Here is a 24,607-nt window from a genome sequence, read left to right as displayed (position 1 = left end):
TCCATTAGATATCATATAAAAGTATAACATTAAAAAAGAATATATTTCAATAAAAAGGTAAAAATGAGATAATTTATTTATGTAAATGTTTAAAATAAAAATATTTTACTATAATCAAAGAATTTTACCATAATTACATCTTTTATAAGATGTTATTATTTAGTATAATAAGGGGGATTGACGATGGAAAATCAAATTGAGAACAATGTTTTTAGTGATGATAAGATTTCGACTGCAGGAATAAAGCAAGAGTCATCATTTACTAGAGCATTAAGAAAGAATAGAGTTTTACTTATGATGCTTATTCCTGCATTTTTGTACTTCTTTATTTTCAGTTATTTGCCAATGAGTGGGGCAATAGTAGCATTTAAAAGTTATAATTTTAGGGAAGGTATTTTTGGAAGTCCATGGGTAGGTTTCAGTAACTTTGAATATTTCTTTAAATCTGGACAAGCATGGACAGTAACTAGAAATACAATTCTATATAATGTAGGATTTATAGTAGTAAATACAGTATTACAGATGGGACTTGCTATATTTATATCTGAAATTGGAGGCAAGTATTTCAAAAAAGTTACACAAACAGCAATGTTTTTACCATATTTTATCTCTTGGGTAGTTGTGGGAATGATTGCTTATAATTTCTTAAATGTTGATTATGGTACAGTAAACACAATTTTAAATAAATTAGGTATGGAAAGTATCAATTTTTATGGGACTAAGTGGGTATGGCCAATAATAATTACTGCTTTCTGTGCATGGAAAAATGTTGGGTATGGAACAGTATTATATTTAGCAGCTATAATGGGAATTGACCAAGAAATCTATGAAGCAGCACAAATAGATGGAGCAAACATATTCCAAAGAATATTTAAGGTAACAATACCTTGTCTTGTTCCAACGTTAATAATTTTAACATTATTATCAATAGGTAATATCTTCAGAGGGGATTTCCAAATGTTCTATCAACTGGTAGGAAATAATGGACCATTATTCCCAATTACAGATGTTATAGATACATTTACTTTTAGATCACTGATACAATCAGGAGAAGTTGGAATGTCAGCAGCTGCAGGTCTTTATCAATCAATATTCTGTTTCATAACAATTATTATTACTAATAAGATTGTTAAATCATATGATAAAGATTATTCATTATTCTAGGAGGTGATGTTTGATGAAAAAGTCAAAGGATATAAAAGCGTTTAATATATTAAGTTATACAGTAGTTACTTTAATTGCACTGTTTTGTTTTATTCCATTTCTTATTGTAGTTATGGGGTCAATTACAGATGAAAAAGAAATCATCGCTAATGGTTTCTCACTTTTACCAAGTAAATTATCACTTAGTGCATATGGAACTGCATTAAAGGAACCAATGGCAATTTTAAGAGCCTATGGGATAACTATAAGTCTTACTATAATTGGTACTGCTTGTGGATTATTTATAGTGGCAATGACAGCTTATGTTTTACAAAGAAAAGATTTTAAGTGGAGAAATAAATTTTCATTTTACTTCTACTTTACAACATTATTTAATGGTGGATTAGTACCATGGTACATTTTAATGGTTAAATATTTAGGGTTAAAAGATACTTATCTTTCTTTATTAATACCACCAATGCTTAGTGTTTTCAATATAATACTTATGAAAAGTTATATTGGAGGAATTCCACAAGCTTTAACAGAATCAGCTAAGATTGATGGTGCAGGGGACTTTACAATATTTGTGAAGATTATACTACCATTAATTAAACCAGCATTAGCAACAGTAGGTCTTTTAATAGCTTTAGGATATTGGAATGACTGGTATAATTCAATGTTATTTATAAATAATGAAAATTTATATTCACTTCAATACTATTTATATAAAATAGTTAATAATATTGAAGCTTACAAGACGATACTAGCACAAAATAGTTCAGCAGTATCAGGAGCAATTGAAATGCCAAGTGAATCGTTAAAGATGGCACTTACAGTAATTGTTACAGGACCAATAATATTAGTTTATCCATTTATTCAAAAGTATTTTGTAAGTGGTGTGACAATTGGAGCTGTAAAGGGCTGATAAAACAATAGATAGTAATTCTTATGGTAAGGAGAGGAAAAGAGATGAAAAGAAATTTAGTAAAAAGAATGTCTGCTATAGCACTAAGTACATTAATGGCAGGAACAATGATGGTAGGTTGTGGATCAAGTTCTTCAGGAACAGCAGGAACACTAGCATCTGGTGTATCAACAGATAAAGAAGTAACATTAAAGATGTATTTAATAGGTGATAAACCAGCAGACTTCGATGAAGTATATGACAAAGTAAATTCAATAATGAAAGAAGAAATAAATGCAACTTTACAAGTAAATTTTATTCCATGGTCAGATTTAGCAACAAAATATCAATTATTATTCCAATCAGGTGAAGATTTTGATTTAATATTTACAGCTTCAGGATGGGGATATTATAGTCAAGTGGCAACTAAAAACGGTTTCTTAGAATTATCAGATGAGATGCTTCAAGAATATGCACCAAATATTTATGCAAGTGAACCGGAAGAGGGGTGGAGCCAAGCTAAAATAGATGGAAAAGTATATATGGTTCCAAATGATAAGAGTGAATATGGAATAAATGTATTTGGTGTTAGAGGAGACTTAATGGCCAAATATGGATTTGACTCAATAACTTCTTATGATCAATTAGAAAAATTTATGGATGCTGTAGCAACAGGTGAAAGCTCCAATGGTATAAAAGTAATAGCAAATGGTGGAGGACAAAATCTTCAATGGCCATACATGCTTGAAAGATATGGATTTAATACTATATCAGGAGCTCCAACTCCAACTTTAGGATTTGATGTAAATGATAATTCAGGAGAGGTGTTTGCCTTTGTTGATACTGATGAGTATTTAGAATATGCAACTAAAATGAAGGAGTTTGCTGATAAAGGATATTGGGCTGCTGACTCAATATCAAGTAAAGCTACTAGAGATGATGATTTTGAAGCAGGAAAGACAGCTGTAATGGTTTGGAATTTAGGATCAGTTGCAAATAGCGTTACAGAAATGAATAATGTTCATCCTGAGTGGAATACTCAATTAATTGATTTATCAGAAGGTATATCTAAAACTGTTCAACCATATACAAATGGTGGTATGGCTATAAATGCTAGTTCAAAAAATCCAGAAAGAGCATTAATGGCAATAGAATTATTAAGATCTAATGAAGAAATCAATAAACTTACTTGGTATGGGGTAGAAGGAAAGCACTATACAACTGATGGTAACCAATATTATACACCAACAGAAAATGCTTCAAATTACCCAGCTGAAGAAGTATGTCCATGGGGATGGTATTCATCTAAGTATGCTATGACTTCATCTACTGAACCAGAAATAGTTCAAGAAACTATTAATAAGTGGAAAGAAAATGATACAGTAGATAATCCACTTACAGCTTTTACATTTGATGATTCAAAGGTGAAAAATGAAATGAGTGCTGTTGGTAATGTAGTTACTCAATATGGTGTTCCAATAGACTTAGGAATGGTAAGTGATGTTAATGAAGCTATAGCAGAATATAAAACTAAATTAAAAGAAGCTGGATTAGATAAGATTACGGAAGAATGTAAAGCACAAGTTGAAGAATTCTTAAAATCTTATAATGAGTAAGACACAATATTATAAACAATGAATAATTTAAACTTATAAATTATCATGATGTTTTAATTATATATATTTCCTTGGAGCCTCTTTAAAGTGGGGTTCCAACTTTCAATTTTAAAAATATACTTTTTAAAACTAAAAATGTATTCGTTACCAGAGAATAAAAGGAGAAAATTTATGACAAAAAGATATGATTTATTTAATAATATAATAGGAAAAGAATTTTTACATGGAGGAGACTACAATCCAGATCAATGGCTTGAGTATCCTGAAATAATAAAGGAAGATGTAAGGCTTATGAAGTTAGCACACATAAATTGTGCTGCTATTAATATTTTTGGCTGGAGTGCCATAGAGCCTGAAGAAGGAAAATATGAATTCGAATGGCTTGATAATATAATGGATGATTTATATAAAGCAGGAGTAAACATAATACTTGCAACACCAAGTGGAGCAAGACCAGCATGGATGTCAGAAAAGTATCCAGAAGTTTTAAGAGTAAATGCAGATAGAACTAAAAACCTTCATGGACAAAGGCACAATCATTGTTATACATCACCAGTATATAGACAAAAGACTTCAGAATTAAATAGAAAGCTAGCTGAAAGATATAAGAATCATCCAGGACTTATCTTATGGCATATTTCTAATGAACTTGGTGGAGATTGTCACTGTGAATTATGCCAAGAACGTTTTAGAAATTGGCTTAAGGAAAAATATCATAACAATTTAGATGAATTAAATTCAGCATGGTGGACAGGGTTTTGGAGTCATAAATTCAATAGTTGGAGTCAGATTGAAAGTCCATCACCACTTGGAGAAATGCAAGTTCATGGACATAATTTAGATTGGCGAAGATTTGTTAGTGATATGCATATTGATTTCTATAAAAGTGAAATAGCTCCAATTAGAGAAATAACGCCTAATATACCTGTAACAACTAATTTTATGGGTGATTACCCTAGAATGGGCTTATTTGGTGGAATAAATTATGGTGATTTTGCTAAAGAAGTTGACATAGTATCATGGGATGAATATCCAGCTTGGCATAACAATTGGGAAACTACGGAAGAATTAGCTTCTAATGTTGGTTTTGTTCATGATGTATATAGATCATTGAAAGGTGGACAACCATTCTTGATTATGGAGAGTACACCAAGCTTAGTAAATTGGCATAAGATTAATAAAGGTAAGAGACCAGGAATGCACCTTTTATCATCATTACAAGGAGTAGCTCATGGAGCAGATTCAGTACAATATTTCCAATGGAGAAAAGGAAGAGGAAGTTCTGAAAAATTTCATGGTGCAGTAGTTGACCATTGTGGACATGAAAATACAAGAGTATTTAGAGAAGTAACAGAAGTTGGAGAAAGCTTAAAAAAAATCAATGAAGTATGTGGAACAAGTGTAGATGCAGAAGTAGCAATAATTTTTGATTGGGAAAATAGATGGGCAATAGATGATTGCCAAGCATTAAATAATGAAAATAAAGGTTATATTGAAAGCTGTGAAGAATATTACAGAGTATTCTGGAGAAAGGGAATTCCAGTAGATGTAATAACTATGGATGCAGATTTTAGTAAATATAAGTTAGTGATTGCACCAATGTTATATATGGTTAAGCCAGGAGTTGCAGAAAGAATAAATGACTTTGTAAGAAATGGTGGTAATTTTGTAACTACTTATTTTAGTGGAATAGTTAATGAAAATGATCTTTGCTTCTTAGGAGGATTCCCAGGACCATTAAGAGAGGTCACTGGTATATGGGCAGAAGAAATAGATACATTATACGATACTGATGTAAATTATATTGAATATGAAGGTAAAGAGTATAAGGTTAAAGATTACTGTGATGTAATACATGCTGAAAATGCAGAAGTTTTAGCAAGGTATACCACTGATTATTATAAAGGAATGCCTGCTTTAACTCGTAATAGGTATGGAAATGGTAATGCATATTATGTAGCAGCAAGAACATTTAATGATTTTGATACTAAGTTCTTTGGTAGTATAATTGATGAATTAGAACTTAGGAGAGCCATCAATATTGAACTTCCATTAGGTGTAAATGCTGAGTTGAGAGAAGATGAAGAAAATAAATATATCTTTTTAATGAACTTCAGTGAGGAAGAAAAATCAGTAAATCTAGATAAGGAGTATTTAGATTTACTAAGTGGTAGTAAAGTAAGAGGAGAAGTTAAATTAGATAAGTATAAAGTGATGGTTTTAAAAACTAATGTTTAGAATTTAAGGTATAAGGGGGATAAAATTTTGGAAAAGAAGTCTTCATTTAATAGAGTTATATCTACAGCAGTAGTTACTATGTTTTCTTTAGGTATGTACACAGTATCACCTGAGTCTGCAGAAAAAGATGTAATAACTAATTATAGTTTTAAAAGTTCTCTTGATGGATGGACTGTTAAAGGTAATACTAATGCTGCCAACTGGAAGAATTCATGGGGGTATGATGATTCATCTAGTTTGGGGTATTGGAGTTCAGATAATTATGAAGTGTGGACAGAACAAACTATAACAGGATTAGAAAATGGTTATTATAGAGTAGAAGCATATACTGCTAGTGGAGGCGGACAAGAAGAACATTATATTTATGCTAATGATTTTGGAGGTACTGGTGCCAAAACCAGTATCCCTGTCAGTGATGATTTCAGAAAAGTAGTACTAAATTTTGAAGTAACTAATAATCAAGTTACTTTAGGATTTTATTCTAAAGGTAATGCTGGTAATTGGTCAAATTATGACTGTATTACCATAGCTAATGATGAAAATAAGTATACTTTTCTTAAAGGTGGAGACCTAACAATGGTAAATTGGCTAGAAGATGAAGGTGCTGTTTTTTATGATGAAGAAGGAGAAGCTAGAGATGTTTTTCATATTTTAGCTGAAAATGGCTTCAATTTTGTAAGGCTTAGAACACATAATGATGTGGGAAGAGAACATGGTTCAATAACAAATCCAGATTATTATCTACCAGATGGATATCAAAATACAGAAGATCTTCTTGATTTAGCATTAAGATCTAAAGAAATGGGTATGCAGATTGAAGTTACTCTTAATTATAGTGATTGGTGGCCTAATGCAGGAACACAGGAGATACCTTCCTCTTGGCGCAGTGAAATTGAAGGATTAAATGAAGAAGAATCTGTAGCAAAATTAGAAGAGCTTATTTATGATTATACAAAAGACATCATGAGAAAGTTAGCAGATCAGGGAACAACTCCTGAATTTATTTCTTTAGGCAATGAAATGCAAAATGGAATATTATATCCTTATGGAAGCACTGTCAACTTTGAAAATCTTGCTAAATTCTTAAATGCTGGTTATAGAGCTGTAAAGGAAGTATCAACCAATACTGCAGTGGCAGTACATTTAGATATGGCTGGAAATACTAACAAGTATGTTACTTTCCTAGATAATTGTGAAAAATATAATGTTAATTATGATGTTATAGGAAGTTCATATTATCCTTTCTGGACTAAAAAGACAGTGGAGGAAATAATACCATGGTTTAATGATTTAGGTGAAAAGTATCAAAAACCAATATTAATTTTAGAAACAGGATATAATTGGAATCCTACAAAACCAGATGGATATCCAGGACAACTTGCTGATAATGGACCTGAAAGTCACCAATCTTCTCCTCAAGGGCAAAAGGAGTTCTTAGATGAATTATTTAATGGTATAAGAACTTCTGAAAAGAACTGGATAATTGGTGATTTGTACTGGGATCCAGTTATGATAGATCACGAAGGTATTGGTTGGGCTATGGAAAGAGGTCAGGCAGAAGATGGTAGTGAGGATAAAGCTGCAAGCAATGTGGTTTCTAATACTACTTTATTTGATTTTGATGGATATGCACTAAGGGCATTAAAATCTTTTAGAGATAACACGGAAGGATACACCACAGGAATGTTATCAGGAACTGTTGTAGGAACAGGTGGAAATAAGATTACTAATGCAAATGTAGTAATTGAAATAAATGGAGAAAAATATATTAGAAAAACTGATAAATATGGAAACTTCTTTATGGTGAATTTATCACCATGTAATGAAGTGAAGATTTCTGTAAGTAAAAATGGCTATGGCGATGCACAAGCAATTACTGAAATAAAGATTGGTGAAGTATCAAAAGTTAAACTTGAAGTAGGAAGTGGAAAAATAATAGGAAAAGTAATTGACAATAAAGGAAATGCTTTAGAAGGTGTGAAGGTATATAGTATATTAGATGGAGCTGAATTCTCTACATTTACAAGTGATGATGGCAGTTACACTTTAAGCGATATTCCAGAAGGAAAAGGATATACAATATACGCAACTAAGGAAGGGTATGCAGATGCTACTTGTGAAGATATAGACATAGTTAATGGAATAGTAACCAAAGATGTTAATTTCACATTATTAGTAAATTCAGCATCTTTAAGTGGAAGAGTTATTGATGAAGATGGTAAAGTAGTGGTGGATACAACAATATCTTTAGAGGGTCATAATGGATTTAAGTATACAGCTAACAGTAAGGAAGATGGAAGTTTTGAGATTTCTTATGTCAATGAAGGTAACTATACAATGACTATAAGTAAAGCTGGATATGAAACATTTGTAATGAAAGATTTAATGGTAAAAGCTGAAGAGGTAATATCTATTGAAGATATTATTTTGAATAAAGCTTTTGGGAAAATTATAGGAGTAGCAGTAGACTCTAATAATAACAGGCTATCTGATGTGGAAATATCTATTAGTTTGAAGAATGAAGAAAAATTTAATACTATAACAGATGAAAATGGATACTTTGTAGTTGATGAAGTTATTGATGGAGATGGCTATACTGTATCAGCTAAAAAAGATGGATACGGTGATAATAAAATAATTGATCTTCAAGTATTACCTAGCAAAGCTAGTGAAGTTATTATGAGGCTTTCTAGTAAGATAAGCATTAATAATGGTGATTTTGATTTGGGTAATTTAGATGGTTGGACTGTAATAGATGAGAATAATTCAGCATCAGCACAAGATAGGAGTAAAGGTGATAATGATGCACCATCAGGAAAGTATGCTTTATCATTATGGAATGATAAGCCATACATTGCTAAGGTAAGTCAAGAAGTTGCAGGCATTATTGATGGAAAATATGAGCTTTCAGCATATGTATATAATGGTGGAAATCAAAATAAAGCTAATATGTATATAAAGGATGGAGAAAATATAGCTGAATTTGAATTACCAAAAACAACTTATTGGACAAAAGTATCTATGGAAGTATGGATAAAAAATGAAACTATTGAAATAGGCTTTGATTTTGATGCAAAATCAGGATGTTGGGTACTAATCGATTCAGTACAATTAAACTTTATTACGGCTATAGATTATGAAAACTTAGAAAAAACTATCAAAGAATATGAAACTTTAATAGAAGAAAATTACACTCCAAATTCATGGAATATTTTTAAAGAAGCTTTAAATGAGGCTAAAGATTCTTTAGTAGAAGTAAATGTTAAACAAGATAAAATAAATGAAGCAGAAAGAAACTTAAATAATGCTAAAGATAATCTTATTTTTAAAGCTAATAAAGAAGTATTATCAGCAAAGATAGAAGAAGTAAAAAGTATTGATTTATCAAAATATACAGAAGAAAGCTCTATTGTTTTAAAAGATGAATTATATAAGGCATTAAATATTGAAGCAGATGAAAATGCTATGCAGGAAGCTGTAGATAAGGCAATATTAAAACTTGATGAAGCAATAAAATCTTTAGTAGAAAAAATAATAGAGCCGGATGTTGATGATGAAATAGAGGATGATGACAGCATAGGAGATTCTAGTAAAGATGAAGAAGATGATAAAGATCAAAATCCAGTAATTGAAGACACTAAAAAAAAATCTTACTATAAATGATAATATAAGAAAAGAAGAGTCAACAGAAAAGGATAAAGGCACTGGTAAACTTCCTACAACAGGAAAAGAAAGTGGATTAATATTTATATCATTTGCAGCAGTAATTATTGGAACAACCTTTCTTAAAAAAAGAAAGAAGGCATAAGTAAAAGGTATCGTGTCAAATAAACTTTGACATGACACCTTTTTTATTACATAAAATTATCTATAGTTCTAAAAACTGCAATATATGTTTTTTTATGCCATTAGTAATACATCTGTTGCCTTTATTATGGCAGTAGCTTCAGTACCAACAGTTAAATCAAGTTCATCTACAGCTTCAAGAGTTATTGAAGATGTAATGACTACCTTTGAAGGAAGCTCTACTTTTACAATGGCATTAACAGCACCTCTATTAATATCAATAATTGTACCAGAAAGCTTGTTTCGTGCACTTAATGTTAAGTGGCCTCTACCAATTAATACTGATGTAGCTTTAATGACAGCTGTTACTTCTTTTCCCACAGTTATATCTAAATCATCAATAGATTCTAAAGTAATTGATGATGTAAGATGTTGTCCATTAGAAAGTTCTACTTTTACAATACCATTAACAGCCCCTCTAGTAACATCTGTAACCTTACCAATAAATTTATTTCTTGCACTTAATTTCATTTCCATATCTCCTCACACAAGTTTTATATGATAATTATACATAATATGGAATAATAAAACAATTATTTAAAAGAAAAATATATGTTCTTTAGGAAATTCAAGTTTTATCATACTACCTATCTTTAAATCAAAGTTTTCTTTCTTTAATTTTATGTTGATGTTGCCAGTAGCAAGAGGAGAATTTAATGAAATAGTAATATCAAATGGATTCTCTAAGATATCTGATACTTGAAAAGTAAATACATTTACAGAGCTATTAACATCAGCTACCAATATATTGTGAGAACGTATGCCCATATAGTCAATGTTTTCTGGTACTTCATGGTTTAAAATAAACTCATAGCCCCAGTCAATGGCGTAAACTTTATTATCAGAAATTTTCTTTACCTTTGAAATATTTTTGCAACCTGTTAGTTTTGCTTCAACAAGAGATTTAGGGAAGTTAAATAAATCATCTTTATCTCTTTTGTTTAAAGCAATTCCTTTATTGAAGACAAGTATATTTGAACATACTCGATAACATTCTTCTATATCATGGGTAACAAATATAATGTCACCACTATAATCCTTCAAAGTATTTAGAAGCTCTTTTTCCATGCTATGGCGAAGATGATGATCTAAGGCGGAAAAAGGTTCATCTAGCAGTAATATTTCTGGTGATGTTATTAAAGCTCTTGCCAAGGCAACTCTTTGTTGTTGTCCACCTGATAGTTGCCATGGATATCTTTTATTTAATCCAGTTAAATGAAATTTTTCTATGTATTCATTACAAAGATTTTTCTTTTCCTGCTTAGATAAGTTTTTTAAGGCTATGCTTAAATTTTCTTCTATAGTCATATTAGGAAATAAAGCGTAATTTTGAAATAAATATCCTATTTTTCTTTCTTGTGGTGGAATATTAATTTTTTTTTCAGAGTCAAATAAGATTTTATCATTGATAATAATTTTGCCTTTATCAGGGCTCTCTAAACCTGCAATACATTTTAAGCACATGCTTTTTCCAGAGCCAGATTCACCTAAGAATCCTAGAGAACCACAATTATTATTGAAACTTGTTTTTAGTTTGAATGTGCCAAGGTCTTTTTCTATACTAATTTCTAGAGACATTTATCTTCCTCTCTTCCCAGTAATTTTTAAGTTATGTTCAGACCAGTAATTTAAGATCATTATCATAATAAAGGAAATAAAAACAATTATGGCTACCCATTTAAGTGCAGTAGACATATTGCCACTTTCTACTGCAAAGAATATAGCTAGAGGCATAGTTTGAGTCTTACCAGGAATATTACCAGCAATCATCAACGTGGCGCCAAATTCTCCCATTGCTCTAGCAAAAGATAATACTAAACCTGCAATTATACCAGGCCAGGCAAGAGGAATAGCTATTTTATAAAAGATTTTAAATTCACTTAAACCTAAAGTCCTAGCAGCAGATAGAATATTAGGGTCTATTTGTTCAAAAGAGGAACGAGTAGTCCTATACATCATGGGAAAAGCAACGACAGTTGCTGCGATGACAGTAGCACTCCATGAGAAAATTATATTAGTATCAAAAAGCTTTAATAGTTTTCCAACAGGACCATTCTTTCCACAAATAAGCAATAAGAAAAATCCCAAGACTGTTGGTGGTAAAATCAGAGGAAGGGTAAAGATGCCATCAATAAATCCCTTAAGCCTTCCTTTGTAATTAACGACTAAGTAGGATACTGATATACCTAAGATAAAGGTAATTAGTGTAGCTAGCAAGGATGTTTTTATTGATATCCATAAAGGTGAAAAATTCATAGCATCATACCTCCTTGGAAAATTCTACTCTACAGACTTGTAGCCGTATTTTTCAAATATTTCTTGAGCTTCGTCAGTGAATAAGAAATCTTCAAATGCTTTAGCAGCATCAATATCATCACTATCTTTAATAATAGCAACAGGATAAGTAATTGGTGAATGGTATTCTTCAGAAATAGTTTCTACAATTTTTACACCATCGCTACTTAAAGCATCACTTAAATAGACGAAGCCAGCATCAGCATTACCAGAAGCAGTCCACGCTAATACTTCTTTAACATCTTTAGCAAAGACAAGTTTATTATTTAAGCTATCTTTAATAGCAAGAGAAGTTAAAGTCTCATCAGCATACTTACCAGCAGGAACGCTAGAAGGTTCACCAAGGGCAATTTTAGATACTGCATCAGAATTTAAGCTATCAATAGAACTGATTTCACTATCATTGCTTGTAACAAGGACTAAAGAATTCTTTACTAAGTCTTTATTAGTACCATCTAAAAGCAATCCTTCTTCTTCTAAGGCAGTCATCTGCTTTTCTCCAGCTGAAATAAACAAATCACAAGGTGCACCTTGTTCTATTTGTTGTTGAAGTGAGCCAGAAGAACCATAATTTATAACAAAAGAAACTTCAGGATTTTTACTTGTATAGGCAGCTTCTAAGTCAGCCATAGCTTCTTTTAAGCTGGCTGCAGCTGAGATATTAAGCTCAATTGTTTTATCTTCTTTCTTTGTTGAAGAAGAGCATCCTGTTAATAATAATGATAAGCAGCATAAAGTTGATAAGAATTTTAATCTTTTAATCATAATAAAAAACCTCTTTATTTAATAAATTTTATAAAATATAATTAGTTTTGTTATGTTTTAATATGTTTCAATATGTTTTGTCATAATTGTTAATATAGCATGAAAATAATGAAATTTCAATAAAATAGCATAAAAAAATAATACATGATAAAATGATTATAGTCTAAGGAGGCAGAAATATTTATGGAAAATAAAGAAGCATTAAATGCCATGGAGGTAGCAGAGCTATTAAATATAACTAAAAACACTGTATATGAACTTGTTAAGAGAGGAGAGATCCCAGCATATAAGGTTGGAAAAAAACTAAGAATTGATAAAAGCGATGTAAAAGAATATATAGATAATCAAAAGCATAAAAAATTAGTTAGTAAAAGCAAAGTAAAAAAGATAAATGAAGCAGAAACTGATGATAAAGATGATTCTATAGTAATAACAGGACAAGATATAATTTTAGATATTTTGGCAAATTTAATTCAGACAGAAGGTTATAGAGTATTAAGATCAAATATGGGAAGCTATAGGGGATTACATAGCCTTTATATGGATGAAGTTACATTATGCACAAGTCATATGTGGGATGGTGATAGTGATACTTATAATGAACCTTATGTAAAGAGGATTGTACCAGGAACAGCTTGTGTAATAATAAATTTAGCTTATAGAATTCAAGGTTTTTATGTTAAAAAGGGAAATCCTAAAAAAATTACTAAGTGGGAAGATATAGCAAAGGATGGAATTAGACTTATTAATAGAGAAAAAGGTGCTGGAACTAGAGTACTATTAGATGAGAAGATAAAAAAGTTAGGCATTAGTGTAAAGATGATAGCAGGCTATGATAATGAAGAAACTTCACATCTATCTATTGCCAGTGCTGTAGCTAGAGGTGACGCAGATGTAGGTATAGGCACTGAAAAGGTGGCTCTTCAGGTTGGGGCAGTTGATTTTATACCTATGCAAAAGGAAAGATATGATTTAGTTATAAAAAAAGAAAAATTGGCAGATGAAAAATATGCAAGAATCCTTGAAATAGTAAAGAGTAGCCAGTTTAAAAATGAAATTGATGGATTAGGCGGATATGATACTAAAGATACAGGTAAAATAATGGCAATAACTTAAGTAATATAATATAATTTATATAATAATATTTACAAAGGAGTTTCAAAGAATGGATAATTTAAAAGCACTTAAGAAGCAGCTTAAAGAAGATATAATTACATATGATTGCATTGATTATGTTGATGAAGATGGAAAAATTGTTGAATATGTAGAAGTTACAATGGTAGATAAGATAATAGATGTGCCAATGAGTTTAAAGGAAGTTAATATAGGATTATTGGTAAATAGGATAATTGAATTAGGATTATATAAATAAAAAAAGTATACGTTCCCTTTATAGTAGGTATATATGATAATATACTGGAGCTATAGAGGGAGCGTTTTTTTATTATTGTACAGTTACATAATTAAATGATAGTAGCTGAAGAAAAATCTAATGTTTTTTAGATAACTTTAGCAGTTAAGGAATAAAAGCAGAAAGAATAATGAAAAATAAGTATATTAAATATTTATCATTATTAAGGAGAGGACAATATGAAAGTAGTAAGATCTACCTGTAATTACTGCTCAATAGCATGTAATTTTGATTTTCATGTAAATGAAAAAAACTTTATAAATGCAGTGAAGCCTACCGAGGATTATCCAGTGAATGCAGGGTTTTGCTGTGTAAAGGGACTTAACCTAGATAAGCAAAACACTAAATTTGAAAATCCTGTATTGCCTATATTGAAAGATAAAAAAGGAGATTTAAAACAGATTTCATGGAAAGAAGCTTTTAATATATTTGCTGACCGTGTAAAAAAGATTCAAAAAGAAAATGGTAAAGAAAGTTTTGCGTTTTTAAGTACAGGGCAACTATGTACTGAAGAGATGGCCCTTATAGGACATATAGGAAGAACTTTTTTAGGTGGTAATGGTGACGGTAATACTAGACTTTGTATGGCCACATCAGTGGTGGCATATAAGCAAAGTTTTGGATTTGATGCACCACCGTATACTTTAAAGGATTTAGAACTGTCAGATGTAATAATATTTTTTGGTAGTAATCCAGTGGTGTCTCATCCTATATTATGGGGAAGAGTATTAAAAAATAAAATTAAAGATAAAAAAATTATAGTAATAGATCCAAGAAGAAGTGAGACTGCTTGTAATTCAGATATTTGGATAGATCTTAAACCGAAAAGTGATTTATATCTTATATATGCCATAGCAAATGTACTTATTGAAAACAATTGGATTGATGAGAATTTTATCAAAAATTATACAGAGGATTTTGAAGGATTTAAAGAGCATATTAAAAAATATGACATAAATGATGTAGAAGGATATACTGGAATTTCTAAAGGTAGAGTTAAGGAATTAGCAGAAATAATACATAAAGGTAAAAATGTATCATTTTGGTGGACTATGGGGATAAATCAAGGGCATCAAGCTGTAAGGTCAGCACAAGGAATTATAAATTTAGCTTTAATGACTGGAAATATAGGAAGGCCAGGTACAGGAGCAAATTCTATAACAGGACAATGTAATGCTATGGGTTCAAGAGCATTTAGTAATACTACAGGGCTTTATGGTGGAGGAGAGTATACAGATGAAAATAGAAGAAAAGTGGTGGCAGAAGCTTTAGATATTGATGAAAAAATTTTACCTACAAAACCAACATTACCTTATAATGTCATAATAGATAAGATAAATTCAGGTGAAATCAAAGCATTATGGATAGTTGCTACTAATCCAATTGTATCATGGATAAATAATTTAGATTTTAAAAAAGCAGCTGAAAAACTAGAGTTTTTAGTTGTACAGGATATTTATAGTGATACTGATACAGCTAGGTATTGTGATTTATTTTTACCATCAACTAATGGATTGAAAAAAGAAGGAGTAATTATAAATACAGAAAGAAGGCTTTCTAAATTAGATCCTGTTCTTCCAAAAATGGAAAATGAATTATCAGATTATGATATAGCTTTAGGTATAGGTGAAGCTTTAGGAATGGGAAAACTTCTAGATAAATGGAGAACACCAGAGATAGCCTTTAATACTATTAAGCAATGTACTAAAGGAACTCCTTGTGACATAACTGGAGTAACATATGAAAATCTTAAAAATTCTAGAGGAATACAATGGCCATTTAGAGAAGGAGAAAAATTAGAAATAGATGAAAGAAGGCTTTTTGAAGATAAACATTTTTATACTGCCAGTGGAAAAGCAAAATTTATCTATGAAGATATAGAGGAAGTTAAATATAAGCAAAATGAAGAATATCCATATTTACTTAACACAGGCAGATCTACTGTAGGTCAATGGCATACACTAACAAGGACAAGAGAAATACAGGATGTATATGCTATTTCAGTTAAAGAAGGGTATGTAAATATGAACCCTGATTTAGCAGAAGAATTAGGTATAAATGAAAATGAAAAGATAAAGATAGTATCACCAAATGGAGTGATAAATTATTTCATTGTTAAATTTAGCAGGACTGTAAAGAAAGATCATTTATTTGCACCAATGCATTATGTAGAGGCAAATTCAGTGCTGCCATCTATCTTTGATAAGTATTCAAAAGAGCCTAGTTTTAAATATGTACCAGTTAACATAGAAAAAGTATATTAGGAGAAAAGCTATGAAAAGGATAAAGATTGATAGGAAAAAATGTATAGGATGTTTAACATGTACTACAGCATGTAAAGTGGCTCATGGAGGAAGAGATACAAGAGGTCATGTAGTAATTAATAGTCAAGGAAATTATGCACCAATTTATTGTAGGCACTGTACAAGACCAGAATGTGTTTATGCATGTCCTACTGGTGCAATGCAAAAAGATAATGAAACTGGCTATGCACTTTATGATAAAAGCAGATGTGCAACATGTTTTATGTGCATAATGGCATGTCCTTATGGAGTATTAAAAATGGATTATCAGACCAATAGAGAAGTTATGAAATGTGATATGTGTCTTACTGTCAAAGAACAGACTCCACAGTGTGCAGCAAAATGCCCAATGGGAGCATTAACCTTACAGGAGGTGGAATCATAAGATGGCATATGTAGTAGTAGGTGCTTCAGCTGCTGGAATAAATGCAGCTAAGACTTTAAGAGAAATAAATAAAGATATAGAAATCATCTTAATATCAAAAGATGAATATGTATATTCACGTTGTATTTTGCATCATTTCTTAGATGGACGCCGTGATATAGAAGATTTAGACTTTTCTCCAGGAGAGTTTTTCAAAAAATATGATATTAAATGGATGAAGGGCGTGGAAGTAACAGGCATTGATACGAAAGAAAAAAAGCTTAAACTAGATAATGGAGAAGACTTGCCATATGAAAAGGTAGTATTGGCAACAGGTGCATCATCATTCCTGCCTCCAATAGAAAATTTGCGTACTGCCAATAATGTAATAGGATTAAGAAATTTAGATGATGCCATAAGGATAAAAGAAATAGCTCCAAAAGTTAAAAATATTATTATACTAGGAGCAGGTCTTGTTGGTGTAGATGCAATGGCAGGTCTGTTAGATTATGATGCCAAAGTAACTATGATAGAAATGGGAGATAGGATATTACCACTGCAACTAGATCGTTATGCAGCCAATGTATATATTGAAAGGTTGAAAGAAGAAGGAGTGGATTTTAGATTTAATGTAAGAGCAGAAAAAGTAATTGTTGATGAAAATAATAATCCTGTGGCAATAAAATTGAATACTGATGAAGAAGTTCCAGGAGAACTTATCATTGCATGTACAGGTGTAAGGTCTAATGTAGGTTTTCTAGAAGGTTCGGGTATTGAATGTGATAAATTTGGCTTAATATTTAATCCTAAAGGAGAAACAAATGTTAAAGATGTTTATGGAGCAGGAGATATAAGTGGAAGAAATCCTATATGGCCAACTGCAGTAAAGGAAGGATTAATTGCAGCCAACAATATGTGCAATAAGGATATATATATGGAAGATTTTTTTGGTAGTAAAAATACTATGAATTTTTGTGGTGTAGCAACAATGTCCTTAGGAACTGTTATTAAGCCAGATGATACTTATGAAGAAGCTGTAGAGATAAAAGGAAAGGATTATAAAAAGATTATACATAAGAATGGAACAATTTATGGAGCAATAGTTCAAGGAGACTTATCATATGTAGGTGTATTAACACAGCTTATAAAAGATAAGATAAATATAGATAGGGTTAAGAAACCAATATTCCAAATTGATTATTCTGACTTCTTTAACGAAAAGGAAAATTTAGAATTTGTATATTAGGGGTTATATGTATGTTTGGTATTCCATTAATTGAGTGGATAGGATATTTGGAATTAATAGCCATATCCAGTAGCAGTAGTAAATTCAATAATAGTTTTTGTAAATATATATTACTTATATAAGTATATAATAAAAGTTAAAATATTTTGTTAAATGTTTTCATAATTATAAGTAAAGCTGAATATATCTTTTTATATAAAGAAATAAAAAATTCATGTATAAAAAATTTATTTCTGTAAAAGATTAATTTTATAAATTTAAATTAGGAGGTTTGGGTTATGAACAATTATTCTCAAATGGACATTACTTCATATTTAGCAAAATATATTGATGAAAATGGATGCAGCTTTGAACAGGCATGTGAGGATTTAGAAATTGATGAAAATCAGATTTCAAGTGAAAAAGATGAGGATGAAATGTATTAATTAAGCATAAAGTTAAAACCTATTGATAAGAAATAATTATCAATAGGTTTTAATTTTTCTTAGTTACATAAATATAATAATATCAACATTAAAATAATAATTATTTTGTGAAGAGATGCATATATTGTAAAAAGTATATGTTATATTTAAATTGGTAAATAAAGTAAACTAATATATTTTAATACAAAAATAGTTTTAAAATCTGTTAAAAGTTTATAGGTGGTTAGGTGATTAATAAAAAGAAAGTTGTTGTAAAAGAATTAGATTGTGTAGGAATAAAGACAATTATTAATTATTTTCAATTTATATAAGGGGGAAATTATATGTTAAATGCTAAGTACAAGGTAGAAAAAATGTTTTTGAAGCAAGTATTTAATTACTTACAAAAGAATCCAGAAGAAAATCTAGAAAAAATAATGAAGTGGATTAGAAAGTTTGATACAGAACATTTATATGATGCTCAATATGATGTTATTGAAGGTTACTTAGCTGAAAAGGATAATAACTGGAGACAACTGATGGTAAGAATGACCAAAGAGATAAATCCAAACATATTACAAACAGTATTTACAAACTTTTTACTTAATGCAGCAATAAAAGGGTGGGGGGAATTGGAAAAGAATAAAGAAAAATATGGTTATGATATACCATTTACAATTTTAGTAGATCCAACCACTGCATGTAATAAAAAGTGTATTGGTTGCTGGGCTGCTGATTATAATAAGGCTCTAAATTTATCTTTTGAACAATTAGATAAGTTATTCACTGAAGGAAAGGAGCTAGGAATATATTTTTATATCATGACTGGAGGAGAACCTTTGGTAAGGAAGAATGATATACTAAAGTTAGCTGAAAAACATGATGATTGCGTATTTATGATATTTACTAATGGAACACTTATTGATCAAAAGTTCTGCGAAGATTTATGCAAGGTAGGTAATATAGTACCAACTATTAGCGTAGAAGGGTTTGATGATGCTACTGATGGAAGAAGAGGAGAAGGTTCTTGGAAAGATATAATGAGAGCAATGGATTTGATGAAATTAAACAAAGTTCCTTTTGGATTCTCCACTTGTTTTACAACAGTAAATTGTGATAGTGTATTAAGTGATAAATTTATTGATTTAATGGTGGATAAAGGAGCATTTTTCTCTTGGTATTTTACTTTTATGCCAATTGGATGTGGCACAGATACTTCATTAATGGCTAATCCAGATCAAAGAGAAAAATTATATAGGACTATTCGTAGATGGAGAAATAATAAGGCTATATTTAATATGGATTTCTGGCATGATGCTGAATATGTTGGAGGATGTGTTGCTGGAGGAAGACGTTATTGCCATATTAATGCTAATGGAGATGTTGAACCATGTGTATTTTGTCATTATTCAGGAGCTAATATTAAAGATGTATCATTGGTAGAAGCTTTAGGACAACCACTATTTAGAGAGTATCAGAAAAATCAACCTTTCAATGAAAACCAATTTAGGCCATGTCCTATATTAGATAATGCACCTAAAATTGCTGAAATGGTTAAAAATTCTGGAGCTAAGTCTACAGAATTTATTAATCCAGAAAATGTAGATGATTTATGTAGGAAAACTATTGAGTATGGACAAACTTGGGCTAAGAGGGCAGAACCATTATGGGAAGAAAATTTAAGATGTAAAAAAGGGTGTGTTGGTTGTAGTAAAAAAGAAGAAAAAGATTATATGAAAGTCTGATTTACGTAAAGTTACAAATTAATATAGGTATTAATATCTATTGCATATAAAATGTTTAGAGAAATATTGATGTCATATTAGCTTTTTTGAAGATAAAAAATAAAAGAATAAAAAATAGCTGGTGCTAATGTATAGCTCCAGTTATTTTTTATAATAGATTTTCATTATAAGTAGCACGTATACCACCAATGAATTTAGGTCTTGTCCTAGCAGCCAGCAAAATAGCACTTCCAATATGGTCAAGGCTTAAACGCAAAGGTACAGCAACTTCTTTTAAGTGCATGCCAATAAGAGTTCCACCAATATCTATACCAGCATCAGATTTGATATGCTCTATAGCCACAGGATCCTTAAAAGTATTATAAGCAGTTGTGGCAAATGATCCACCAGCCTTAGGCTGAGGAACGACATTAACATTATCATAAAGTGGAACTGCTGCACGTTCCACAATGATAGCTCTATTTAAATGTTCACAGCATTGAGCTGCTAAATATATATTTTTGGCAGATAGTACTTCATATATTCCTTTAAAAATAGCATCAGCAGTTTCAAGGCTTGAATGTGTACCAATTAACTCTCCTGTTACTTCACTAGAAGAACAGCCAATAATAACGATATTTCCTTGTTTAAGTTTAGCTTTTTCACATAATTCTTCTGTAGCTTTTTTAGCTTGGTTATAAATAGAATCTAATAATTCAGACATATATTTTATTCTCCTTTAAAAGCATGATTTTTAAGAAATTATTTCTATATTATATTGTTATTATATCTCATAAAAATATGATTATAAATATGAGCATACATATAAATCACAATAATTCAAATAATATAAGTGAATAATTATAAGGAGTGTTTATCTTGCATCATTAAATGCAAGTTTAGCTGGTTATGGAGGAATTATTGCACAATGTGAAAATCAGCAATTACGTGCCACTATACAAGAAATGAGAAATAAAGATGAAGTACGCCAATATCTTCTTTTTACAAAAGCAAAAGAAAAGGGCTACTATATTCCAGCACAGCAAGCAACACCTGAAGAAATTGCTACTGTAAAGCAACAAATGTCTCAAGGATAATATTATAAATATTAAATAAAATAAATTTTATAAAAAATACAGGTAGTTAATAATAATATATTTAACTATCTGTATTTTTATATTGAAAAATGGGATGTAATGTTGTTTGCCCATATCTTCCAGCAAAGCATATTGAAGACTGGGGATTAGAAGATCCTACAGGAAAATGTGATGAAGAATTTATTAATACTTCTAAAATTATAGAAAGCAAAATTAAAGATTTAGCAGAAAGAATAAAGAATAATAATTTATAAGAGACCTAAAAAATTAACTGCCCCCTGTCTACTTTACAGTGGCAGTTAAAAGTAGGTCTCTTTTATTATAGGTTATTAACAGTTTTATTTAATTTATTGTTGGTGATATAGTGCTTAAAATAAATAGTTACGTATTTCTTATAAGTAGCTATTTATTTTTGGATAAAAGGATAATTGTTGTCTATAATTAAATTATTAAAATTATATTTAATAAATTTGCGTATATATTATTATAAAAACAACACTTTTACATATAAAAACAACATTTTTACATATTTTATTATATTAATAAATAGTATAATTACTTTACATTGAAAAATTGTTAGAGGTGAGGGATAAATATGGCAATAATATATAATGAAGATAAAAAAGTATTTAATATAAAATCTAAAAATACAAGCTATGCATTAATGGTAGCTGATACAGGTCATTTAATACATTTATACTGGGGAAGAAAGCTAGAATCTAATAAGTTAGATTATATTTTTAAGAAATATGGTAAAGGAAGCTTTCTAGCTGATACAGATAATATTGATAATTTTAGTATAGAATTAAATACAGTTGAATATCCAACATATGGTCATACTGATTTACGTTCTCCTGCAATAGAAATAAAATTAGCTAACGGAACAACACTTACTGATTTTAGATATGAAAATCACAGCATTTTTAGAGGAAAAAAGGAACTTAGAGGATTACCTGCTACGTATATGGAAAACGATATAGATGGAGAAACTTTAGAAATTACTTTAGTGGATAAATTAGCAGAATTAAGAATTGTTTTATCATATACAGTATTTGAAGAATATGATGCAATAACAAGAAGCTGTAGAGTTATAAATAACAGTAATAATAACGTTGAGATTTTAAGAGTTTTAAGTGCTAATGTTGATTTTAATAGTAATGAATTTGATTTAATTCAATTATCAGGAGCATGGGCTAGAGAAAGACATATGGTAAGAACTCCATTAAGAAGTGGAAATCAATTGATAGAAAGTAGAAGAGGGGCTAGTAGTCATGCTCAAAATCCATTTATAGCTTTAGCAAGTCATGATGCTAATGAAGAGTATGGAGATGTATATGGATTAAATTTAATATATAGTGGAAATTTTTTAGCTAATGTAGAAGTTGATATGTATAATAATTCAAGAGCACAAATAGGTATTAATCCTTTTGATTTTTCATGGCTTTTAGAGCCAAATGAAGAATTCCAAGCTCCGGAAGCAGTTCTTGTATATTCATCAAATGGGTTAACAGGAATGAGTCATATATTCCATGATTTATATAGAAAGAGACTATGTAGAGGGGTATATAGAGATAAAGAAAGACCTATATTAATTAATAACTGGGAAGCAACATATTTCAATTTTAATGGAGAAAAAATTAAGAGCATAGCAAAAGATGCAGCAGACCTTGGAATTGAATTATTTGTCTTAGATGATGGATGGTTTGGAACAAGAGATAATGACGATAGTTCATTAGGTGACTGGTTTGTAAATGAAGAAAAAATTCAAGGTACATTAAATGATTTAGCAAAAGATATAAATGAAATGGGATTAAAATTTGGTTTATGGTTTGAGCCAGAAATGATATCTCCTAAGAGTAAGTTATATGAAGAACATCCAGATTGGTGTATTCATGTTCCAGGAAGAACTAGAAATCAAGCTAGAAAGCAATTAATTTTAGATTTATCAAGAGAAGAAGTATGTGATGCTATAATAAAAATGCTTAAAGATGTATTAAAATCAGCACCAATATCTTATGTTAAGTGGGATATGAACAGAAACATGACAGAAATAGGATCAAGTAATTTACCAAGAGAAAGACAAAAAGAAGTAGCTCATAGATATATGCTTGGTTTATATAGAATTATGGAAACAATAACATCAGAGTTCCCAGAAATATTATTTGAAAGCTGCTCAGGGGGGGGTGGAAGATTTGATGGCGGAATGTTATATTATATGCCACAAACTTGGGCAAGCGATGATACGGATGCTATAGAAAGATTAAAAATTCAATATGGAACTTCTCTAGTATATCCAACAGTAACAATGGGAAGTCATGTGTCAGAAGTACCTAATCATCAAGTAGGAAGAATAACACCTCTAAGCACAAGAGCAGCTGTAGCAATGGAAGGAAGCTTTGGATATGAATTAGATATAAATAAAATGACCAGTGAAGAAAAGGAAGAAGTTAAAAAACAAGTAGAATTCTATAAAGAAATAAGACAAATATGTCAATTTGGAGATTTATATAGATTAAAAAATACTTTTGACGGAAATGATGCAGCTTGGATGCATTTATCAAAAGATAAATCGAAAGGTGTTATAACTTACGTTAAGCCATATGGTGAGGTTAATGTATTACCTAAGAGATTAAAGTTAAGAGGATTAGAAAAAGAAGCCATATATAAAGTTGTAGAAACTAATGAAGTATATGGCGGAGATGAATTAATGTACGTAGGATTATATATAGGAGAATTATTGGGAGATTATCAAAGTAGAGTTTGGACAATAGAAAAAATATAGATATAAAGGGGATGTATCGAAATAACTTTCGATACTAGCCGATAAAAAAAGGGGAATTCGAGTTTGAATTCCCTTTTTTGCATATAATATCGTTATGAAAAACTTCAAAAAGAATGTGATACCTATGCAACAAATAGGTTTTCCAATACAGATCCCTGGTGTTAGTATAAAGTAGTGGACACATTAAGATGAACTAAGTAAAATAATATTTAGTTAAGAAAGGATGTGTCCATTATGGGAAAGGGCAGAAGATACGATTAAGAATATAAGGATATGATAGTAGAATTATTTAAGGCAGGAATGAGCTTAGCAGAGCATCGTCTACGAATATGGCATTGCAAAATCAACAATTAACGGTTGGATTAAAGACGTAAAAGAAATTAAAGTAGATGAAAATGAAGTTATGACATTAAAGGAAGTTAAAGCTTTAAAAAAAGAAATGGCAAGAATTAAAGAGGAAAATGAAATA

The 24,607-nt window shown here is 30.2% G+C and carries 20 protein-coding genes and 1 pseudogene; 16 read left to right on the top strand and 5 right to left on the bottom strand.

Annotated features, from left to right (window positions below):
* Positions 1–183: 183 nt before the first annotated feature.
* The 6 genes from BHW04_RS02215 (at position 184) to BHW04_RS02190 (ending at position 9,709) form a co-directional block, all read left to right on the top strand.
* A complete protein-coding gene (locus BHW04_RS02215) occupies positions 184–1,164 on the top strand; it encodes an ABC transporter permease (protein WP_022211553.1) in 981 nt (326 codons plus the stop codon).
* A 13-nt stretch (positions 1,165–1,177) separates the two neighbouring features.
* Entirely contained in the window at positions 1,178–2,068 is an 891-nt protein-coding gene (locus BHW04_RS02210; RefSeq protein ID WP_022211554.1) for a carbohydrate ABC transporter permease, read from the top strand.
* 44 nt (positions 2,069–2,112) lie between these two features.
* On the top strand, positions 2,113–3,663 hold the full coding sequence (locus BHW04_RS02205) for an ABC transporter substrate-binding protein (protein WP_302698714.1): 1,551 nt from the start codon (positions 2,113–2,115) through the stop codon (positions 3,661–3,663).
* A gap of 171 nt (positions 3,664–3,834) precedes the next feature.
* Positions 3,835–5,901 (top strand): beta-galactosidase, encoded by a 2,067-nt coding sequence (locus BHW04_RS02200; RefSeq protein WP_302698713.1) that lies wholly within the window; start codon positions 3,835–3,837, stop codon positions 5,899–5,901.
* 27 nt (positions 5,902–5,928) lie between these two features.
* Entirely contained in the window at positions 5,929–9,564 is a 3,636-nt protein-coding gene (locus BHW04_RS02195; RefSeq protein ID WP_302698712.1) for a glycosyl hydrolase 53 family protein, read from the top strand.
* Positions 9,530–9,709: an LPXTG cell wall anchor domain-containing protein gene (locus tag BHW04_RS02190; RefSeq protein ID WP_186835416.1), complete on the top strand. Its 180-nt coding sequence runs from the start codon at positions 9,530–9,532 to the stop codon at positions 9,707–9,709. Before BHW04_RS02195 ends, BHW04_RS02190 begins: the two co-directional genes overlap by 35 nt.
* A 92-nt stretch (positions 9,710–9,801) precedes the next feature.
* On the opposite strand, the gene BHW04_RS12270 is transcribed toward BHW04_RS02190, so the two are convergent.
* From BHW04_RS12270 to modA, 4 genes are all read right to left on the bottom strand, one after another.
* Positions 9,802–10,218 carry a TOBE domain-containing protein gene (locus BHW04_RS12270; RefSeq protein ID WP_302698710.1) on the bottom strand — a complete coding sequence of 139 codons (417 nt, stop codon included), beginning with the start codon at positions 10,216–10,218 and terminating at the stop codon, positions 9,802–9,804.
* Between the two features lie 66 nt (positions 10,219–10,284).
* Positions 10,285–11,325, bottom strand: coding sequence for a sulfate/molybdate ABC transporter ATP-binding protein (locus BHW04_RS02180; RefSeq protein WP_186834916.1), 1,041 nt, complete (start codon positions 11,323–11,325; stop codon positions 10,285–10,287).
* Entirely contained in the window at positions 11,326–12,003 is a 678-nt protein-coding gene (gene modB / locus BHW04_RS02175; protein WP_186834915.1) for a molybdate ABC transporter permease subunit, read from the bottom strand.
* A gap of 24 nt (positions 12,004–12,027) precedes the next feature.
* A complete protein-coding gene (gene modA, locus BHW04_RS02170) occupies positions 12,028–12,807 on the bottom strand; it encodes a molybdate ABC transporter substrate-binding protein (protein WP_186834914.1) in 780 nt (259 codons plus the stop codon).
* Between the two features lie 183 nt (positions 12,808–12,990).
* Between modA and BHW04_RS02165 the strand changes: the two genes are divergently transcribed.
* From BHW04_RS02165 to BHW04_RS02135, 7 genes are all read left to right on the top strand, one after another.
* Positions 12,991–13,923 (top strand): helix-turn-helix transcriptional regulator, encoded by a 933-nt coding sequence (locus tag BHW04_RS02165; protein WP_302698708.1) that lies wholly within the window; start codon positions 12,991–12,993, stop codon positions 13,921–13,923.
* A gap of 49 nt (positions 13,924–13,972) precedes the next feature.
* Positions 13,973–14,179 (top strand): hypothetical protein, encoded by a 207-nt coding sequence (locus tag BHW04_RS02160; protein ID WP_302631070.1) that lies wholly within the window; start codon positions 13,973–13,975, stop codon positions 14,177–14,179.
* Between the two features lie 218 nt (positions 14,180–14,397).
* Positions 14,398–16,482: a molybdopterin oxidoreductase family protein gene (locus BHW04_RS02155; RefSeq protein WP_302698706.1), complete on the top strand. Its 2,085-nt coding sequence runs from the start codon at positions 14,398–14,400 to the stop codon at positions 16,480–16,482.
* Positions 16,483–16,492: 10 nt separating this feature from the next.
* Positions 16,493–16,906 (top strand): 4Fe-4S dicluster domain-containing protein, encoded by a 414-nt coding sequence (locus BHW04_RS02150; protein ID WP_022166974.1) that lies wholly within the window; start codon positions 16,493–16,495, stop codon positions 16,904–16,906.
* Between the two features lies 1 nt (position 16,907).
* Positions 16,908–18,131: an NAD(P)/FAD-dependent oxidoreductase gene (locus BHW04_RS02145; protein ID WP_302698704.1), complete on the top strand. Its 1,224-nt coding sequence runs from the start codon at positions 16,908–16,910 to the stop codon at positions 18,129–18,131.
* Between the two features lie 278 nt (positions 18,132–18,409).
* Positions 18,410–18,556, top strand: coding sequence for a hypothetical protein (locus BHW04_RS02140; protein WP_302632037.1), 147 nt, complete (start codon positions 18,410–18,412; stop codon positions 18,554–18,556).
* A 323-nt stretch (positions 18,557–18,879) separates the two neighbouring features.
* The gene (locus tag BHW04_RS02135) at positions 18,880–20,280 is read left to right on the top strand and encodes a radical SAM protein (RefSeq protein WP_302632038.1); all 1,401 of its coding nucleotides are present in this window, start codon (positions 18,880–18,882) and stop codon (positions 20,278–20,280) included.
* 148 nt (positions 20,281–20,428) lie between these two features.
* Here BHW04_RS02135 and BHW04_RS02130 read toward each other — a convergent pair whose 3' ends face one another.
* On the bottom strand, positions 20,429–20,983 hold the full coding sequence (locus BHW04_RS02130; RefSeq protein ID WP_302698701.1) for a TIGR01440 family protein: 555 nt from the start codon (positions 20,981–20,983) through the stop codon (positions 20,429–20,431).
* Between the two features lie 133 nt (positions 20,984–21,116).
* Between BHW04_RS02130 and BHW04_RS02125 the strand changes: the two genes are divergently transcribed.
* The 3 genes and pseudogenes from BHW04_RS02125 (at position 21,117) to BHW04_RS02115 (ending at position 24,138) form a co-directional block, all read left to right on the top strand.
* The gene (locus BHW04_RS02125) at positions 21,117–21,356 is read left to right on the top strand and encodes a spore coat protein (RefSeq protein ID WP_308779194.1); all 240 of its coding nucleotides are present in this window, start codon (positions 21,117–21,119) and stop codon (positions 21,354–21,356) included.
* 86 nt (positions 21,357–21,442) lie between these two features.
* Positions 21,443–21,610: pseudogene (locus BHW04_RS02120) on the top strand (arsenate reductase ArsC); the annotation flags it as partial.
* A gap of 341 nt (positions 21,611–21,951) precedes the next feature.
* On the top strand, positions 21,952–24,138 hold the full coding sequence (locus BHW04_RS02115) for an alpha-galactosidase (RefSeq protein ID WP_022166982.1): 2,187 nt from the start codon (positions 21,952–21,954) through the stop codon (positions 24,136–24,138).
* Positions 24,139–24,607: the final 469 nt, after the last annotated feature.

The sequence above is a fragment of the Clostridium sp. 29_15 genome (assembly GCF_001916075.1).
GTDB classification, from domain to species: Bacteria; Bacillota; Clostridia; order Clostridiales; family Clostridiaceae; genus Clostridium; species Clostridium lentum.
The sequence above is the reverse complement of the archived record's forward strand: the minus strand, read 5'-3'. Positions and strand labels throughout refer to the sequence as shown.

Bases quoted from the DNA above. Each gene is read 5' to 3' on its own strand.
- BHW04_RS02215 (WP_022211553.1), top strand. From the start codon at position 184: ATGGAAAATCAAATTGAGAACAATGTTTTTAGTGATGATAAGATTTCG.
- BHW04_RS02210 (WP_022211554.1), top strand. From the start codon at position 1,178: ATGAAAAAGTCAAAGGATATAAAAGCGTTTAATATATTAAGTTATACA.
- BHW04_RS02205 (WP_302698714.1), top strand. From the start codon at position 2,113: ATGAAAAGAAATTTAGTAAAAAGAATGTCTGCTATAGCACTAAGTACA.
- BHW04_RS02200 (WP_302698713.1), top strand. From the start codon at position 3,835: ATGACAAAAAGATATGATTTATTTAATAATATAATAGGAAAAGAATTT.
- BHW04_RS12270 (WP_302698710.1), bottom strand. From the start codon at position 10,218: ATGAAATTAAGTGCAAGAAATAAATTTATTGGTAAGGTTACAGATGTT.
- BHW04_RS02180 (WP_186834916.1), bottom strand. From the start codon at position 11,325: ATGTCTCTAGAAATTAGTATAGAAAAAGACCTTGGCACATTCAAACTA.
- modB (WP_186834915.1), bottom strand. From the start codon at position 12,003: ATGAATTTTTCACCTTTATGGATATCAATAAAAACATCCTTGCTAGCT.
- modA (WP_186834914.1), bottom strand. From the start codon at position 12,807: ATGATTAAAAGATTAAAATTCTTATCAACTTTATGCTGCTTATCATTA.
- BHW04_RS02165 (WP_302698708.1), top strand. From the start codon at position 12,991: ATGGAAAATAAAGAAGCATTAAATGCCATGGAGGTAGCAGAGCTATTA.
- BHW04_RS02160 (WP_302631070.1), top strand. From the start codon at position 13,973: ATGGATAATTTAAAAGCACTTAAGAAGCAGCTTAAAGAAGATATAATT.
- BHW04_RS02155 (WP_302698706.1), top strand. From the start codon at position 14,398: ATGAAAGTAGTAAGATCTACCTGTAATTACTGCTCAATAGCATGTAAT.
- BHW04_RS02150 (WP_022166974.1), top strand. From the start codon at position 16,493: ATGAAAAGGATAAAGATTGATAGGAAAAAATGTATAGGATGTTTAACA.
- BHW04_RS02145 (WP_302698704.1), top strand. From the start codon at position 16,908: ATGGCATATGTAGTAGTAGGTGCTTCAGCTGCTGGAATAAATGCAGCT.
- BHW04_RS02140 (WP_302632037.1), top strand. From the start codon at position 18,410: ATGAACAATTATTCTCAAATGGACATTACTTCATATTTAGCAAAATAT.
- BHW04_RS02135 (WP_302632038.1), top strand. From the start codon at position 18,880: ATGTTAAATGCTAAGTACAAGGTAGAAAAAATGTTTTTGAAGCAAGTA.
- BHW04_RS02130 (WP_302698701.1), bottom strand. From the start codon at position 20,983: ATGTCTGAATTATTAGATTCTATTTATAACCAAGCTAAAAAAGCTACA.
- BHW04_RS02115 (WP_022166982.1), top strand. From the start codon at position 21,952: ATGGCAATAATATATAATGAAGATAAAAAAGTATTTAATATAAAATCT.